This is a genomic window from Dactylosporangium sp. NPDC049140 (assembly GCF_040648435.1).
Window position 1 is genome coordinate 503,429 of record NZ_JBEZDS010000003.1, and the last position, 15,874, is coordinate 519,302.

Here is a 15,874-nt window from a genome sequence, read left to right on the forward strand (position 1 = left end):
CGCTAGAGCGAACCGATCACGCGTGAGCCGCGGCCCGCGCCCGCTGCGCGTCGCGGCGCTCCACGAACCGCGTCGCCTGCGTGTCGAGGTCGGCCAGGAACGTCGCGAGCTCCTCCCGTGCCGCCTCCCCGTCACCGGACAGCGGGCGGTCGAACGCGCGCACCTGCCGCAGCACCGGCGTGAGCACATCGTCGTGGTGCAGCCGCAGGTCGTAGATGCCGGCCTTGGCGATCTGCACCGACTTGCGGCCGAAGTTCTCGATGGTGTGCCCGGGCATCTGGAAGGAGGACGCCACCTTGGCCACCGCCCGCATCGCCGTGTTGGGCGCGACGTCGAACGCGGCGTTGAGCAGGTTGCGGTAGAAGATCATGTGCAGGTTCTCGTCGGCGGCGACGCGCGCCAGGAGCTGCTCGCACACCGGGTCGCCGGAGATCGCGCCGGTGTTGCGGTGCGACACGCGCGTGGCGAGCTCCTGGAACGACACGTACGCGACGGACTCGATGAGCCCCTCGTAGGAGTTCTGGAAGCCGCCCTCCATGTGCGCCATCCGGGCCCGCTCCAGCGCGATCGGGTCGACCGCACGCGTAGCAAGCAGATAGTCACGGATCGCGATGCCGTGCCGGCCCTCCTCGGCGGTCCACCGGTGCACCCAGGTCCCCCACGCTCCGTCACGGCCGAACACCGTGGCGATCTCGTGGTGGTAGCTGGGCAGGTTGTCCTCGGTCAGCAGGTTGACGACGAGGGAGACCCGGGCGACCTCGGACAGCTTCGACTGCCCCGGCGCCCACGCCTCGCCGCCGAGCACACCGTCGAAGTCACGCCCCTCGCTCCACGGCACGTACTCGTGCGGGAACCACTCCTTGGCCGTGGCCAGGTGCCGGTTGAGGTTCTCCTCGACGACGGGCTCGAGCTCGCTCAGCAGGACGAGCAGGTCGGTGGGTTCGGCCGGGCTCACTGGGCCTCCGATTCGTAAACGGCTGGAAGGGGTGCGGTGCCGCCCAGGTGAGCGGGCAACCACCAGGAGTCATCGGGGCCGGCGGGCTGCTGCGGGTACGCCCGCTGCGCCCGATCCAGCATCGACGTCATGCGTGCGCGCAGTTCCCCGTTGACGGAGTCCTGATTGTCGCGCCGTTCGGGGTGCAGGGGCTCGCCCATCATGATGGTGACGGCGACACCACGCTTCGTAAGCTCGCGCGGCCGGCCCTTGGTCCAGAAGCGCTGCGTGCCCCACAGGACCATCGGCACGAGGGGGGTGCCGGTCGCCGCGGCGAGGCGGGTCGCGCCGCTCTTGAGATCCTTGACCATGAACGATTGGCTGATCGTAGCCTCGGGGAACACGCCGACGACCTCGCCGGCCTTGAGCGCGTTGAGGGCGGCCTTGTACGAGGCCATCCCGGCGTCGCGGTCGACGGGGATGTGGTGCATGCCGCGCATGAGCGGGCCGCCGATGCGGTTGCGGAAGATCGACTCCTTGGCCATGAAGCGCACGAGCCGCTTGGACTTGCGCGCGCCCAGGCCGCAGAAGATGAAGTCCAGGTACGAGATGTGGTTGCAGGCGATCACGGCGCCCCCGCTCGTGGGGACGTGCTCCTCGCCCTCGATCGTGATTTTCATGTTGAGCGCGCGGAACGCAGTCCTCGCGGTTGCGATGACCGGTGGGTACACCAGATCTGCCATGTCATAACGCTAGCGGTCCTCCCGCGCGCGCACCCGGTACCCTGCCCCAAGACCATCTGACTTCCCAGGGAGTTCACAGTGCAGGACGAGGTGCTGCAGCCGGCCGCCCCCGCCGAGCGTGCCCAGGACGACGCGCCCGACGTCGAGGTCGAGGTCGTGGTCATCGAGGAGCCTCCCCGCTTCGGCACGCCCGGGCCGCCGATGCGCCGCTCGCCGCTGATCATCGGTTTCACCGCCGGGCTCGGCCTGCTCCTGGCCTACAGCGCCTATCTCGCCGTGCAGAACGTCCGCTCGATTCTCATCCTTATCTTCATCGCGATGTTCCTGGCGATCGGCCTGAATCCCGCAGTTGTACGGCTGGTGAAGTGGGGCATGCCCCGCGGGCTCGCGGTCGCCGCCGTCGGCATCGGCGCGATGCTGGTCCTGTGCGGCGGCATCGTCGCGCTCATTCCGCCGCTGGTGCAGCAGAGCAACGACCTCATCGAGAACCTGCCCCAGTACATCGACAACCTCCAGCGCAATGACCAGCTGAACAAGCTCAACGACGACTACCAGCTGCTCGACCAGCTCAAGAACGTCGCCACCGCGGGCAACATCACGAAGGCCCTGGGAGGGGTCTGGGGCGGGGTCCAGGTCGCGTTTTCGGCACTGTTCAACATCTTGACCGTCATCATTCTCACGGTGTACTTCATGGGCGCCTTCGAACGCCTCAAGGAGGGCGGCTACAAGCTCGTCCCCGCGACCCGCCGCGAGCGCGTGCGGCTGCTCGGCGACGAGATCCTGGCCAAGGTGGGCGCCTACCTCGGCGGTGCGCTGGCGATCGCCGTGGTCGCGGGCCTGTCGTCGTTCGTGTTCCTGCTCATTCTCGGCGTCGCCTATCCGTACGCCCTCGCGGTCCTCGTCGCCATCACCGACCTCATCCCGCAGATCGGTGCGACGCTCGGCGCCGTCGTCGTCTCCATTGTCGGCTTCGCGACCTCGCTGCAGGCCGGCATCGCGTGCGTCATCTTCTTCGTCATCTACCAGCAGGTCGAGAATTACCTCATCTACCCGAACGTGATGCGCCGCGCGGTGAAGGTCTCCGACCTGGCGGCCATCATTTCGGTACTCGTCGGCGTGGCCCTCATGGGCGTCGTCGGCGCGCTCATCGCCATTCCGGTCGTCGCCGCGATTCAGCTCATCTTCCGCGAGGTCGTCATTCCGCGGCAGAACGCGCGCTGAGGTTCTGCGAAAGCGGAATACAGGTACACTTCGGCCATGCACGACGAGCCGGCCCGCGGACCCCTGGCCTATCTGGCCCGGCCGCACCGCCCTGCGCTCGTCGCCCGCACCCTCGATGAGCTGCGCGGACCCGTCCGCGGCATCGTCGAACTGCCGCAGCGGCTGATGTGGAACCCGCACCGCGCGTTCGACCTCGACAACCACGACCTGCTCCTGTGGATGTACGAGAACGTGCTGCGCGAGGCGATCCGCCACGACGAGCTGCGCCGGTTCATCAACAAGAAGATCCTGGTGCGGGTCTGGCCGGAGCTGAACCTGCCCGACGGCGTACGCCGCGCGTGGGAGGCCCGTCACACCGCCTTGCGCGCCCGGTGATCCCGCAGCGCGTCACGTGATCCCCTTCTACACCGACGTCGCCCGCGTCGCGCTCGCCGTGGCCGAACGGCACGGCTTCGTCCTGGGCGGCGGGTTCGCCTGGCTCATCAACGGCCTGGTCGAGCGCCCGACCGAGGACGTGGACCTCTTCACGGACACCGACGGCGCGGCGGGCGCGGCCGCGGACGCCGTCTGCGCGGCCCTGCGTGAGGCCGGCTACACCGTCCACGAGGAAGAGGCCGACGACCTGCTCGAACTGTTCGCCGGCTTCGACCAGCGGGAGTTTACGGTGGGTGACGGAGCGCGCACGGTACGGCTGACGCTCTCTCGCCTCGATCGCCGCCACAGCCCCGTCATGATGGACGTCGGCCCCGTCATGCACCTGGACGACCTGATCGCCACGAAGGTGGCCGCGCTGGTCAACCGCCGCGAGGTACGCGACTACATCGACGTGGCCGCGGCGATGGAGCGGTATTCGGTCGGTGAGCTCCTGGAACTGGCCCGCCGCCAGGATCCGGCCCTGGAGCTCGACGACGTGGTGGCCGCGGGCCGCTACCTGGACCGCCTGGACGACGGCCGGTTCGCCTTCTACGGCCTGGACGAGTCGCGGATCGCCGCACTGCGTCTCCGCCTGCGCGACTGGCCCCGCTGACCGCTCCCCTTTACTGACGGCGTTCGCCGCAGCCGTCGCTACCGTGCACGCCCGCGGCCCTCCCGGCCGCGCCACAAGCACCTCCCACAGAGGATTGGCTGCCATGCAGTAGCACTCTGAGGGCGGGCCGCCCAGGCAGCGCCATCACCCCGGTTACGATGCGTTCTCGTGTCGCCACTGTCCGATGAGGCCGCGGAAGTGGGCGATGAACCGATCGTGTTCGTGGGCCGGGTACGTGGCCCGGACCGTGCTCACGAGCAGCTCGTCGAACTCGGCGGAGCTCACCCACTCGGCGACCAGCTCGGGAACGTGACGCAGCGTCGTGTCGCAGAACTCGCGGTACCGGTCGATCTCGAAGTACTCGTCGGCCAGCGCCCGGTAGCCGCGCAGCTTCTCGCGGTAGTCGGGCGTGTTGTCGCCGATCTCGAAGTAGCGGGCCGAGTCCATGTCCAGGCGCGCCGGCCGTCCGGTCACCACGCAGAACGCCGACCAGCGCAGCAACGCCGTCATCGCGAACGGAAAGTAGTAGTGCAGGCTCGTCAGCGCGACATCCGGGCACGCGTTCGCATAGTCGATCGGGTACACCACACCGTCACGGACCAGGCACTCACAGGAGTTGAACTCCCAGCGGAAGAACGCGTTGACCAGCCGCGAGATCGTGACGACCTCGTCGCCGACCTCATCCGTGAGGAACCCGTGGGCGACCTCGTACCGCTCGTGCATCGGCAACGATGGCCGGAACTTCATGACCATGGTCTCGGGACCCACCGAGAGCGACCGCGTGAACACGTCGTAGTGCTCGATCGACTGCTGCAGGTGCATCAGGCGCTCGCCCGACTGGTCGTACGCGGTGTGCAACTGTTCGCTGTCGGCGACGCGGGACACGCCGACCCAGGCGCCGCCGTCGTACGGCTTCATGAACAGCGGGTACCCGAGGCGCTCCGCCACGGCGTCGAGGTCGAACTGCCGGTTGTAACGCTCCGCGGTGTACGCCCACTTCGCGTGGTCGACCGGGTTCTTGTACGGCACGAGGACCGTCTCGGGCACCTGCAGCCCGAGCCGCATCATGGCGCAGTAGGCCGCGTGCTTCTCCATGGACTGGAACGTGAACGGGCTGTTGAGCAGGTACACGTCGTCCATGAGCGCGATCTTCTTGAGCCACTCGCGCGGGTGGTAGTACCAGTAGGCGAGCCGGTCGATGACCAGCTGATGTGCCGGACGGTCACGGAGACTGAACGGTTCGATGGTGACCCGCTCGGTCCGCAGCCGATGCCGGCTCCCGTCACCGGCCGTGACCGTCCCGAGCCGTCCGACGAGCGCCTCGTACGCCCGCGGCCAGTCCTGCTCCGTGCCCAGCAGCAGCCCGACGAGATGCTCACGCACACCGGGGTCGCCGCCCTCCCCCGCCGGCGAAGGCTCGCCGGCCACCCGCTGCCGCGGCACGCCCCCACCGGTTCGAACCTCGGCCGCGGCGCCGACATCATCAGCGGCTGCCGTCTCCGAAGGCGCCGCAACACCGTCGCGGTCCGTGAAGCCGGCGCGGTCCGTGAAGCCGCCGCGGGCCGGATCACCTCGGATCGAGAGCGTCGGTTCGGGGCCGCCGGCTCGTCCGCCCGGCACAGCTCCGGTACTTGGCGGGTCAGACGAGGGCGGTCCCGCCGGCGTCTGGATGGTCGGCGGCGGGATCGTCACGGTGGGTTCCGATGTGGTCATCGTTGACCTCCTGCAGGAGACGGTGCAGGTGCGGATCGAGCGCGTCACGCCAGGTGGTCATCGAGTGACCCCCTGGCACTTCGAGCAGCGGCACGCCGAGGCGGGCCGCCATCGCCCGGTTGTTGAGCAGGTTCTCTTCGTCCTTGCCGCACGTCAGCACGACGCGGGATCGGACGGGACGGGCGCGTTGGACGAAGGCAAGAATGCGGCGGTACCACGGGAAGCCCGCCTCCTGCGGATCAAGCTCCGCGGTGAAGAAGCTCCCCGACTGCAGGAACAGCCCGGCGAAGCTGCCCGGGTGGCGCGTCTCGGCGTGGAGCAGGGCCAGCGCGCCGAGGCTCGCACCGAGGCCGACCACGGGCCCGGGCGGAAGCTTCGGTAACACGTTGCGCGTGAGAGCGGTGGCGTAGGCGGGGTTGGCCGAGTACCACTCATTGCGACTGCCCGGTGACAGCAGCGCGACGTGCTCGTGCGGGAAGCGGCCGCTGAGCCCGGCAACTCGCTCATACTCCGGCCCATCGTGCGCCAGCAGCACCGTCTCGCTCACCGGAGGCACTGAGGGCGGCACGATCCGCGACTGAATCATCACGCGGATGTCACGGGCCACTCACGCACCATAGGGCAGATGATCGTCCGGCGCAGTGCTCACCGGCGACAGCGGCGCCTCGAACCGGGCCGCACGGTCGCTTCCCGGATCGATTGCGGATGGCGTGTCCGGATTGGGCATACGGTGTGCCGCCGGAAGTACACCCAAAAAGTCCGCTGGCGCTCACGCGCCGTAGGTCAGGTGATCGTTCGGGGCGGGGCTCACCGGCGACGGCGGGGAGTCGGGCATGACGATCCAGAGCATCGGGTACGCCAGGACGGCCAGGCCGCCGGTCAGCAGGATGCACAACAGGAACACGGCGCGGACCATGGTGGGGTCGGTCCCGAGGTACTCGGCGATGCCGCCCAGCACGCCGGCGACGGTCCGGTCGGATCGCGATCGGCGGAGGCGCTTGATGTCGGTCATGCCTGCAAGGTTGCCCGCTGAAGTTCCCCGACAACCTCGGGTGACGCCCCGAAGAATCCCTGAGTCACGCCCCGGATGCTTCCGCAGTGTGATGGCGCGGTCGCCCGGCGACCGACCCCGAGGCGGCCGCCCACGACCTCAGGGTCGGCGGCCTGCGTGGCTCGTCCGGCCCTCGGCGGCACGCTCGGTGAGGGCCGGCTCGCGGAGAGGACTGTTGGATGCCAGGGCGATGACCGTCCGCTCAAAATCGTCGTGGCGTGACGGGCGGGATGCCCCGGACGTCTCTACCCTGACCCGCATGACGACGCCTCCGTTGGAAGAACCCCCCGAGCCCGACCCGAACATCGACGAGCTCGTCGAGCTCGACCGCAGCACCGTGACCGTCGCCCGCTTCGCCGACTACGCCGGGGCGCAGCAGGCCGTCGACTACCTCTCCGACAACGGGTTCCCCGTCGAGCGGACCGCGATCATCGGTACCGACCTCCGCCTCGTCGAGAACGTCCTGGGCCGCCTCACCATCGGGCGGGCCGCGCTAGCGGGCGTCGCCAGCGGGGCGTGGTTCGGGCTTTTCGTCGGCATCCTCTTCACGCTGTTCAGCAACTCGAACTGGCTCGGCATCCTGCTCACGACGATCCTCATCGGCGCACTGTGGGGCGGCGTCTTCGGCGCGATCGCCCACGCGCTCACCGGCGGCCGCCGGGACTTCACCTCGCGCAGCTCACTGCAGGCCGGGCAGTACGCGGTCACGGTCGAAGCCGAGTACGCCGACGAGGCCCGCGTCCTCATCACCCGCCAGAACTGGCGCGCCGCGAACTGAACGCCGGCCGCCGCGCCAGCAATGGCACGGCGGCCACGTCCTCACGACCAACGGTCGAAGCGCGGCGCAGGCACTACCGGAACCGTCCGAGCTCCCGGAAGGCACGACCGACGCGTTGTCACGCACAGCCCGTACGCCCTTCAGCGGCGGGCCCGCGCACCACTCTGCACACGCCTACGTCGGTGTCGGCGGTGACTGCATGCGGTCGATGATCTTCTGGAGGGCGACCGCCATGACCTCGCGCTCCTCCTCGGTCAGGGTCGCCAAGGCGTGATCGGCCAGGTTCCGGCGGGCCTCGGTGATGGGGGCTTCGGCGGCGCGGGCCTTTTCGGTCAGGTACAGGCGGACCAGACGCCTGTCGGTCGGGTCCGGGCGGCGCTCGATCAGGCCGTCGTTCACCAGGCGTGTCGCCGTGTTCACCACCGTCGGCGTGGTGACGTTCAGGCGCGCGGCCAGCTCTCCCGGTGACAGGCCGTCACGCTCCCACAACACCTCGAGGACGAGGTTCTGGCCGATCCGTACGCCGTGCGCGCTCATCGCCTCGTCGGCCGCGGCACGGAGCAGCTTTTGGGCGCGGGTCAGCAATCGGATCAGGTCAGCCACGTTTGCATGCTAACGACTTTTCCGGCTACATTTCGCTAGCACGCTATCGATCGCTGCGACCTGGGGAGATCCGCGCCTTGATCCTGATTACCGGCGGCCTCGGCTTCATCGGCACGCACACCACCCGCGCCCTGCTCGACCTCGGCGCCCCCGCCCTGCCCGCATCCCGTCACCCGAAGTCATCACCGCTCCTACCCTCCGGGGTCGAGACGGCGGTCGTGGACTGCACCGACCCGCAGTCACTCTCCGCGCTCGGCCGCCGACACCGCATCACCACGATCGTGCATCTGGCCGCCGCACCGCTCGGCGGGACACCACTGGACGACCTGCAACAGAACACGGCGGCGACCTTCGCGATCCTTCGCGCCGCGGCCGAGTGGAATGTGCGGCGCGTGGTCCTGGCGAGCACGATCGGGGTGTACGCCGGCGTCGAGGAGTACCCCTGGCGCGAGGAAGCCCCGCTCCCCCTCACGTCGCCGCACCCCATCCCGGCGTCGAAGAAGACGGCGGAGATCGTCGCCCTGGCCAGCGGTCTGGACGTCGTGGTCGCCCGCATCGGCGGCATCTGGGGTCCGCAGGGCCGCACTGCCAGTCCCTTCATCGCGGCCCCGGCCCTGATCCACGCCGCGGCCGCCCAACGCCGCACCGAACGGCGCGGGGACGAAGCCCAGAACCAGGGCGACAAGGGCGACCAGCTCCGCACCCAACCGCGTGGCGAGGAAGCCCAGAACCAGAACGGCAAAGAAGCCCAGAACCGCGCCGAAGAGCGCGGTGCGGAACTCCGGGACCACGGCAAAGAGCAGCGCGGTGAGGAACTTCGCGACCGAGCCCAACCGCACCGCGAGGAGGCGCATGACCGCGCCGGGCCGGATCGCGGTGGTCGTCGGGGCGCGGGTGGGGCGGGGACGGTGTACGCCGGGGATGGGGTCGACATTCTGTACGCGCGGGACTGTGGCGCCGCCCTCGCGCGGCTGGCCACGGCGCCGGCGCTGCGGCATCGGGTGTACAACGTGGGGTCCGGGCGCGCGACCACCAACGCCGAGGTGGCCGCGGCTATTGCCGCCGTGTACCCCGAAGCGGAACCGGCGCTCGCGGACGGGGCCTCCAGCCCGGGGCCGCTCCCCTACCTCGACACCGATCGGCTCGCCGGCGACGGGTGGGCGCCGCAGTGGCCGCTCGAACGAGCGGTTGCGGACTACCTCGCCTGGCTCGCGGCCGGGCATGAGCGGTGACGAGACCGGTACGGGACCCGGGCCACACCCGCTAAGGCATCCTAGGATGCTAGGTTAAGTGGCTGAACGAAGCAGGTGCGTCGCCACTCGACGACGTAGTCGCTGCACAGGGTCTCGACCGAACACGCACCGACACCAGGGGGGCGTGCGGACCGGGAGTCGATGACTACCGCGTTCCGTGCTGGCCGGGCCGGTGCAGTCGGCGCGCGCCGGTGACGAGGTGAATCTGAGCCCGGGAAATCCCGCCGGATCGCGTCGAGGGTCGCTTGCTCGTCCTCCGGCAGAAGAAACTCGCCGCACCGAACCAAGGTTTCCGATGCGCGCTGAAGCACCCGCAGAAGAGGGGCTCCCAAGCGCCCGCTGCGCCCGAGCGGCGGCAACGTCAGTGACCGGAACGGCGGCGAGTCAGCTCGTGGTCGGGCCGGTCCGTCACAACCACCAGACCAAAGAACGCGGCGGCTCCAATGGAGGGAGCCGCCGCGTCTTTGTTTGTCAGCGAGCGTGGTGCGGGCGGGCTCCGAAGTGGGCAGCGCCACGCGGCAGCGAATGGGACGCGGACGGACTCCGGCGAACCGCCGCCCGCTGGCGGACTGGCAGCGGGCGTGGTGCGGGCGGACTCCGCCGTGGACAACGCCGCGCGCCAGCGGACACGGCGCGGGCGGACTCCGGCGTGGGCAGCGCGGCGCGGTAGCGAACGGGGCGCGGGCGGACTCCGGCGTGGGCAACGCCGCGCGCCAGCGGACACGGCGCGGGCGACTCCGGCGCGCCGGCGCCCGCTGGCGGACTGGCAGCGGGCGGCGGCGCGGGTAGGCCTCTGTAGAGCCGGGCGTTGCCGAAGGTGTCAGCGTGCGTGGCGCGGCGGGGTCTCCGGTGACGGGGTTGCCTCGCCCTCGGCCTCGTGGGCGCCGCCGTCTGCCGCGTGTGACGGCGTGTGGTCGATCGGCGGGGCCGTGCCGTCAGCCTCGTGGGCGCCGCCCGCCGACGTGGCGCCGTTACCGCCGGTCGACGCAGTTGGGTCCAAGGCCGTTGTCGGGGAGCCGCCGTAGGAGGGTGCCGTCGAGCCGCCGGCTGAGGAACCCGATGAACCGGCAACCGCGGAAGCAGCGGAGCCGGCGGCCGCGGGCGGGCCGGCGACCGACGAAACACCCGAGCCGCCGAGCGAGGAAGCGGCCGAGCCGCCGTTGGGGGACACTGGCGAGCCGGCCGCCCCCGGGAAAGTCGAGCCGGCGAGCGAGGACGCAGCCGAGCCGCCGTTCGGCGACGCGGGCGAGTCATCGTCGGAGGGCCCGGACAGGCCGCCGTTCGAAGACTTGTGCGCGCCCGACACCGAGCCGCCGCCGGGCGACGCGGATGCGCCGGACAGCGAACCGCCGTTGGGCGATGCGAGTGCGCCCGACGGCGCGGCACCGCTGGGCGGCGCCGGTGTGGTCGACGGCGCGGCGCCGCTCGAAGGAGCCGAGCCCGAGCCCGCGCCCGACTCGGCGGCGTCCTCGGCCGCGCGTTGCTGCGCGGCCGACATCGAGCGCAGCGGGATCTCCGGCAGGAAGAGGATCACGATCAGGCCGACGACCATGATGCCCGTGGCCACCATGAAGACGACGCTCATCGACTCGGAGAAGCCGACCTTGAACGGGTGCGCGAGCGGGGCGACGAGCTTGTTCAGGAAGGACGTGTCGTTGAAGGTGGCCGCCGAGCCCGCCTTCGACATCTGCTGGATCGCCTGCGCCTGGTCCGGGTGGGCCCGAGCCGCCGCCTGGAAGTCCGGGGTCGACTGGGCGGCGCCGAACGCGCCCTTGATCTTGTCCGGCAGGAGGCTGAAGAGCACCGACAGGAAGACCGCGGCGCCCAGGGTGCCGCCCATCGAGCGGAAGAACGTCACCGTCGACGTGGCCACGCCGATCTCGCGCGGGTTGGCCGCGTTCTGCACGGCGGTGATGACCGGCTGCATGTTGCCGCCGAGGCCGAGGCCCATCAGGGCCATGATGAGCATCGTGCGCCACAGCGGCGTGTCCGCGCCGATCTGCGAGAACAGGCCGAGGGCGGCCAGCATGAGCACCGAGCCGACGATCGGGAAGAGCCGGTAGCGGCCGGTGCGGGCGATGGTCTGGCCCGAGACGATCGAGCCGGTCATGATGCCCAGCACGAGCGGCAGCAGCATGAGGCCGGCCTTGGTCGGGGTCGCGCCCTTGACGATCTGCAGGTAGAGCGGCAGGGTCAGCAGCCCGCCGAACATCGCCATGCCCAGGATGAAGCTGGCGGTCGAGGCGACCGAGAACGTGCGGCCCTTGAACAGCCGCATCGGCAGCAGCGCCTCGTCCTTGTAGGCGGCCTCGGCCAGCAGGAACAGCACCAGGCCGACGGCGCCGATGCCGTAGCACAGCAGCGAGCGGCCGGAGCCCCAGCCCCACTCGCGGCCCTGCTCGGCGACGGTCAGCAGCGGCACCAGGCAGACGATGAGCGCCACCGCGCCGGGCCAGTCGATGCGGTGGTCCTGGCGGCGGTGCGGGATGTGCAGGAAGCGCATGACGACGAAGAAGGCCGCGGCCGCGATCGGCACGTTGATGTAGAAGATCCAGCGCCAGCCGGTGATGCCGACGATCTTGTCGGCGCCGGCGAAGAAGCCGCCGAGCACCGGGCCCAGGACGCTGGAGGTGCCGAAGACGGCGAGGAAGTATCCCTGGTACTTGGCCCGCTCGCGGGGCGGCACCACGTCGCCGATGATGGCGAAGGCGAGCGAGAACAGGCCGCCGGCGCCGATGCCCTGCACCGCCCGGAACGCGGCCAGCTCGTAGATCGACGTCGCGATGCCGCACAGCACCGAGCCGACGATGAAGATGCCGATCGAGAACAGGATGAACGGTTTGCGGCCGTAGATGTCCGACAGCTTCCCGTACAGCGGCGTCGAGATCGTCGAGGTGATGAGGAACGCCGTTGTCGCCCACGCCTGCAACGAGAAGCCGCCGAGATCGTCGGCGATGGTGCGCATCGCGGTCGACACGATGGTCTGGTCGAGCGCGGCCAGGAACATCGCCATCATGAGTCCGACCAGGATCGTGACGATCTGGCGGTGGGTCAGTTCGGTGTCTTCCCCCGCGGCCGCAGGTGCTGTTGTGCTCAAGGCGTCTCTCCTGTTAGAGCAAGCCGTTTCGATCCGTCAGCGTTTCAGAATTCACGCTACTCCTCGATCGCCGAAGGGGCGCGGCGACCACCCTGCATGCACCAGGGACACTAGACCCGGGGTACGACAAAAATGGAGGAACGACAGGCGTGGCTGCAACGCTCGTGGTCAAGGATCTCGCGGCCGGACACGGGGACAAGGCGCTGTTCAGCGGCCTGGACCTGGTGGTGGCCCCCGGAGATGTGATCGGCCTGGTCGGGGTCAACGGGGCCGGCAAGTCCACGCTGCTGCGCACCATCGCCGGGCTGCTCCCCCGGGAGCAGGGCGTCGTGCAGCTCAACCCGCCCACGGCCACCATCGGCTACCTGCCGCAGGAGCCCGAGCGGCACCCGGGCGAGACGCTGCGCGCGTTCCTGGCCCGCCGCACCGGTGTCGCCGAGGCGCAGGCCCGCATGGACGCCGCGGCCGAGGCGCTCAGCGGCGACGAGGGGGCGGCGGAGGAGTACAGCGTCGCCCTGGAACGCTGGCTGGCGCTGGGCGGCGCCGACCTGGACGAGCGGGCCGCCGAGACCGCGGCCGACCTGGGCCTGGCCGTGGACCTCGACCTGGAGATGACCGCGCTGTCGGGCGGTCAGGCGGCCCGCGCGGGCCTGGCCAGCCTGCTGCTGTCGCGCTATGACCTCTTCCTCCTCGACGAGCCCACCAACGACCTCGACCTCGACGGCCTCGAACGGCTGGAACGCTTTACCGGACAGCTCCGGGCCGGGGCGGTGATCGTCAGCCACGACCGGGAGTTCCTGACCCGCACCGCCACCGCGGTCCTCGAGCTCGACCTGCACCAGCAACTGGTCCGCTTCTACGGCGGCGGCTACGCGGCCTACCTGGAGGAGCGCGAGATCGCCCGGCGCCACGCCCGGGAGCGCTACGAGGACTACGCCGACCAGAGGTCCGACCTCGAGGCGCGCGCCCGCATGCAGCGCGCCTGGATGGAGAAGGGCGTCAAGAACGCCCGCCGCAAGCAGCCCGACAACGACAAGATCGGCAAGTCGAAGCGGATCGAGTCGACGGAGAAGCAGGCGGCCAAGGCGCGGCAGACCGAGAAGCTCATCGAGCGCCTCGAGGTCGTCGACGAGCCGCGCAAGGAGTGGCAGCTGCGGATGGAGATCGCCGCCGCGCCGCGGGCCGGGGCGGTCGTGGCCACCCTGTCGCACGCGGTGCTACGCCGCGGCACGTTCACCCTCGGCCCCGTCGACCTGCAGATCGACTGGGCCGACCGGGTCGCGATCACCGGCGCCAACGGGTCCGGCAAGACGACGCTGCTCGGCGCGCTGCTGGGCCGTATCCCGCTGGAGGAGGGCCGGGCCCACCTCGGCCCCGGGGTCGTCGTCGGCGAGGTGGACCAGGCCCGGCGGTTGTTCGAGGGCGGGGACTCGCTGCTCGACGCGTTCCGGCTGGCGGTACCGGAGCAGAATCCCGCCGATGTGCGGACACTGCTGGCCAAGTTCGGGCTCAAGTCCGACCACGTGAACCGCCCGGCCGCCGCCCTCTCCCCCGGCGAGCGGACCCGGGCCGCGCTCGCGCTGCTGCAGGGCCGGGGCGTGAACCTGCTCGTGCTCGACGAGCCGTCCAACCACCTGGACCTGCCGGCGATCGAGCAGCTGGAGTCGGCCCTGGACAACTACCCGGGCACGCTGCTGCTGGTGACGCACGACCGGCAGATGCTGGAGGCGGTACACACGAACCGGCACATCCGGGTCGAGGACGGCAAGGTGACCGCGTCGTGAGCGAGCTGGCCGAGTTCTGGACCGAGCGCCACCTGTGCACGGTGACGACGGTCCGCCGCGACGGGACGCTGCACAGCGTGCCGGTGGGCGCGATCTACGACCCGGAAACCGCGAAAGCCTGGATCATCACATCCGGCAAATCGCAAAAAGTCCGCAATATCGGGTACACCGGCAAAATTGCCATATGTCAGATCGACGGACGGCGCTGGAGCACCATCGAAGGCGACGCCGTGATCGAACGCGATCCGGAAGCAGTGCGGGACGCCGAACGCAGATACGCACGTAGATACAAACAGCCGCGCGAGAATCCCGACCGCGTCGTGATCATGGTCACGGTACTGAGGGTGTTGGGAACCTATCGTCCGCACTGACATCCAGCGTTCAACAACAGGCAAGCACCCGACCCGACGCTGAGCCCGCCGAAGCCGTTTCGGCTCCTCATCATCGGGAGCATTTCATGCAGCGCAATATCGTCCGGCGCGGACTCGCCGCCGGCCTGCTTTCGGTGGCCGTGTTGGCCGCCGTGGCCGGCTGCGGCTCGTCCAAGAAGGCCGCGGACGCCCAGAACAACAAGACCGGCGCCGCCTCGGCGACGTCGGCGCAGGACCTGGGCGGCCTCGACGCCCTCGTCACCGCGGCGAAGGCCGAGGGCCAGCTCAACGTCATCACGCTGCCGCGGGACTGGGCGAACTACGGCGAGCTGATCGACACCTTCAGCACGAAGTACGGCATCAAGGTCAACAGCGACAACCCCGACGGCTCGAGCCAGGACGAGATCAACGCCGTCAAGTCGCTCAAGGGCCAGGACCGCGCGCCCGACGTGCTCGACCTCGGCGGCGCGTTCGCCCAGTCGGGTGCGAAGGAGGGCCTGTTCGCCCCGTACAAGGTCGCCACCTGGGCCGACATCGCGGACAACCAGAAGGACGCCTCCGGCGCCTGGTTCAACGACTACGGCGGCTACATCTCCATCGGCTGCGACGCCAAGAAGATCGCCAACTGCCCGCAGACCTGGGCCGACCTGAAGAAGCCCGAGTACAAGGGCAAGGTCGCCCTCAACGGCGACCCGACCAAGTCCGGCTCGGCGTTCGCCGGCGTCTTCGCCGCGGCCCTGGCCAACGGCGGCAGCTTCACCAACATCCAGCCCGGCATCGAGTACTTCGCCGCGCTGAAGAAGTCCGGCAACTACATCCCGGTCGAGTCCACCCCGGCCACCATCGAGAAGGGCGAGACCCCGATCTCGATCGACTGGGACTACCTCAACGCCGGCTACACCAAGGAGCTGCAGGCCAAGGGCATCGACTGGAAGGTCGCCGTGCCCACCGACGGCGTCTACGGCAACTTCTACTGCCAGGCGATCAACAAGACCGCCCCGCACCCGGCCGCCGCGCGGCTGTGGGAGGAGTTCCTGTTCTCCGACGAGGGCCAGAACCTGTGGCTCAAGGGCTCGGCCCGGCCGGTACGGCTGCCGAAGATGACCGCGTCCGGCAAGGCCGACGCCACCCTCGTCGCCGCCCTGCCGAAGGTCGACACCAGCAAGTCCGAGCTGCCCAGCCCGGACCAGATCGACGCGGCCAAGAAGGTCCTCACCGACGGCTGGACGAAGGCGCTGACCGGGTGACGACCCCCGCAGCACCCGCCGTCCGGACACGGTCCCTCGCGGGCCGTGTCCG

15 protein-coding genes are annotated in these 15,874 nt (G+C 70.0%); 8 read left to right on the forward strand and 7 right to left on the reverse strand.

Annotated elements, in window-relative coordinates; all coding sequences use genetic code 11:
* Window positions 1-16: 16 nt before the first annotated feature.
* Window positions 17-955 (reverse strand): acyl-ACP desaturase, encoded by a 939-nt coding sequence (locus AB0B76_RS08585; RefSeq protein ID WP_360371521.1) that lies wholly within the window; start codon window positions 953-955, stop codon window positions 17-19.
* A complete protein-coding gene (locus AB0B76_RS08590) occupies window positions 952-1,677 on the reverse strand; it encodes a lysophospholipid acyltransferase family protein (protein ID WP_360371524.1) in 726 nt (241 codons plus the stop codon). Before AB0B76_RS08590 ends, AB0B76_RS08585 begins: the two co-directional genes overlap by 4 nt.
* A 156-nt stretch (window positions 1,678-1,833) precedes the next feature.
* Here AB0B76_RS08590 and AB0B76_RS08595 point away from each other — a divergent pair, with 156 nt between their 5' ends.
* The 3 genes from AB0B76_RS08595 to AB0B76_RS08605 are packed head-to-tail and all read left to right on the forward strand — an operon-like array spanning window position 1,834 to window position 3,925.
* Complete coding sequence (locus AB0B76_RS08595; protein WP_360371684.1) at window positions 1,834-2,898, forward strand: AI-2E family transporter; 1,065 nt, start codon at window positions 1,834-1,836, stop codon at window positions 2,896-2,898.
* 36 nt (window positions 2,899-2,934) lie between these two features.
* A complete protein-coding gene (locus tag AB0B76_RS08600; protein ID WP_360371527.1) occupies window positions 2,935-3,273 on the forward strand; it encodes a hypothetical protein in 339 nt (112 codons plus the stop codon).
* Between the two features lie 16 nt (window positions 3,274-3,289).
* Entirely contained in the window at window positions 3,290-3,925 is a 636-nt protein-coding gene (locus AB0B76_RS08605; protein WP_360371530.1) for a nucleotidyl transferase AbiEii/AbiGii toxin family protein, read from the forward strand.
* Between the two features lie 153 nt (window positions 3,926-4,078).
* Here AB0B76_RS08605 and AB0B76_RS08610 read toward each other — a convergent pair whose 3' ends face one another.
* The 3 genes from AB0B76_RS08610 to AB0B76_RS08620 form a co-directional block, all read right to left on the reverse strand.
* Window positions 4,079-5,368: a hypothetical protein gene (locus AB0B76_RS08610; protein WP_360371533.1), complete on the reverse strand. Its 1,290-nt coding sequence runs from the start codon at window positions 5,366-5,368 to the stop codon at window positions 4,079-4,081.
* A 196-nt stretch (window positions 5,369-5,564) separates the two neighbouring features.
* Window positions 5,565-6,245, reverse strand: coding sequence for an alpha/beta hydrolase-fold protein (locus tag AB0B76_RS08615; protein WP_360371536.1), 681 nt, complete (start codon window positions 6,243-6,245; stop codon window positions 5,565-5,567).
* Window positions 6,246-6,407: 162 nt separating this feature from the next.
* Window positions 6,408-6,650: a PspC domain-containing protein gene (locus tag AB0B76_RS08620; protein WP_360371539.1), complete on the reverse strand. Its 243-nt coding sequence runs from the start codon at window positions 6,648-6,650 to the stop codon at window positions 6,408-6,410.
* 298 nt (window positions 6,651-6,948) lie between these two features.
* Between AB0B76_RS08620 and AB0B76_RS08625 the strand changes: the two genes are divergently transcribed.
* Window positions 6,949-7,467, forward strand: coding sequence for a general stress protein (locus tag AB0B76_RS08625; protein WP_360371542.1), 519 nt, complete (start codon window positions 6,949-6,951; stop codon window positions 7,465-7,467).
* A 174-nt stretch (window positions 7,468-7,641) separates the two neighbouring features.
* On the opposite strand, the gene AB0B76_RS08630 is transcribed toward AB0B76_RS08625, so the two are convergent.
* The gene (locus AB0B76_RS08630) at window positions 7,642-8,070 is read right to left on the reverse strand and encodes a MarR family transcriptional regulator (RefSeq protein ID WP_360371545.1); all 429 of its coding nucleotides are present in this window, start codon (window positions 8,068-8,070) and stop codon (window positions 7,642-7,644) included.
* A 77-nt stretch (window positions 8,071-8,147) separates the two neighbouring features.
* Here AB0B76_RS08630 and AB0B76_RS08635 point away from each other — a divergent pair, with 77 nt between their 5' ends.
* A complete protein-coding gene (locus AB0B76_RS08635) occupies window positions 8,148-9,302 on the forward strand; it encodes an NAD(P)-dependent oxidoreductase (protein ID WP_360371548.1) in 1,155 nt (384 codons plus the stop codon).
* Window positions 9,303-10,143: 841 nt separating this feature from the next.
* Here the strand turns inward: AB0B76_RS08635 and AB0B76_RS08640 are convergent.
* Window positions 10,144-12,420: a DHA2 family efflux MFS transporter permease subunit gene (locus AB0B76_RS08640; RefSeq protein WP_360371551.1), complete on the reverse strand. Its 2,277-nt coding sequence runs from the start codon at window positions 12,418-12,420 to the stop codon at window positions 10,144-10,146.
* Between the two features lie 149 nt (window positions 12,421-12,569).
* Between AB0B76_RS08640 and AB0B76_RS08645 the strand changes: the two genes are divergently transcribed.
* From AB0B76_RS08645 to AB0B76_RS08655, 3 genes are all read left to right on the forward strand, one after another.
* Entirely contained in the window at window positions 12,570-14,204 is a 1,635-nt protein-coding gene (locus AB0B76_RS08645; RefSeq protein WP_360371554.1) for an ABC-F family ATP-binding cassette domain-containing protein, read from the forward strand.
* Window positions 14,201-14,575, forward strand: coding sequence for a TIGR03618 family F420-dependent PPOX class oxidoreductase (locus AB0B76_RS08650; protein WP_360371557.1), 375 nt, complete (start codon window positions 14,201-14,203; stop codon window positions 14,573-14,575). Before AB0B76_RS08645 ends, AB0B76_RS08650 begins: the two co-directional genes overlap by 4 nt.
* Before the next feature lie 86 nt (window positions 14,576-14,661).
* A complete protein-coding gene (locus tag AB0B76_RS08655) occupies window positions 14,662-15,822 on the forward strand; it encodes an ABC transporter substrate-binding protein (protein WP_360371560.1) in 1,161 nt (386 codons plus the stop codon).
* The last annotated feature ends 52 nt before the right edge of the window (window positions 15,823-15,874 follow it).

Excerpts from the sequence above, each read along its gene's own strand:
- AB0B76_RS08590 (WP_360371524.1), bottom strand. The coding sequence starts at position 1,677 with ATGGCAGATCTGGTGTACCCACCGGTCATCGCAACCGCGAGGACTGCG.
- AB0B76_RS08655 (WP_360371560.1), top strand. The coding sequence starts at position 14,662 with ATGCAGCGCAATATCGTCCGGCGCGGACTCGCCGCCGGCCTGCTTTCG.
- AB0B76_RS08600 (WP_360371527.1), top strand. The coding sequence starts at position 2,935 with ATGCACGACGAGCCGGCCCGCGGACCCCTGGCCTATCTGGCCCGGCCG.
- AB0B76_RS08625 (WP_360371542.1), top strand. The coding sequence starts at position 6,949 with ATGACGACGCCTCCGTTGGAAGAACCCCCCGAGCCCGACCCGAACATC.
- AB0B76_RS08620 (WP_360371539.1), bottom strand. The coding sequence starts at position 6,650 with ATGACCGACATCAAGCGCCTCCGCCGATCGCGATCCGACCGGACCGTC.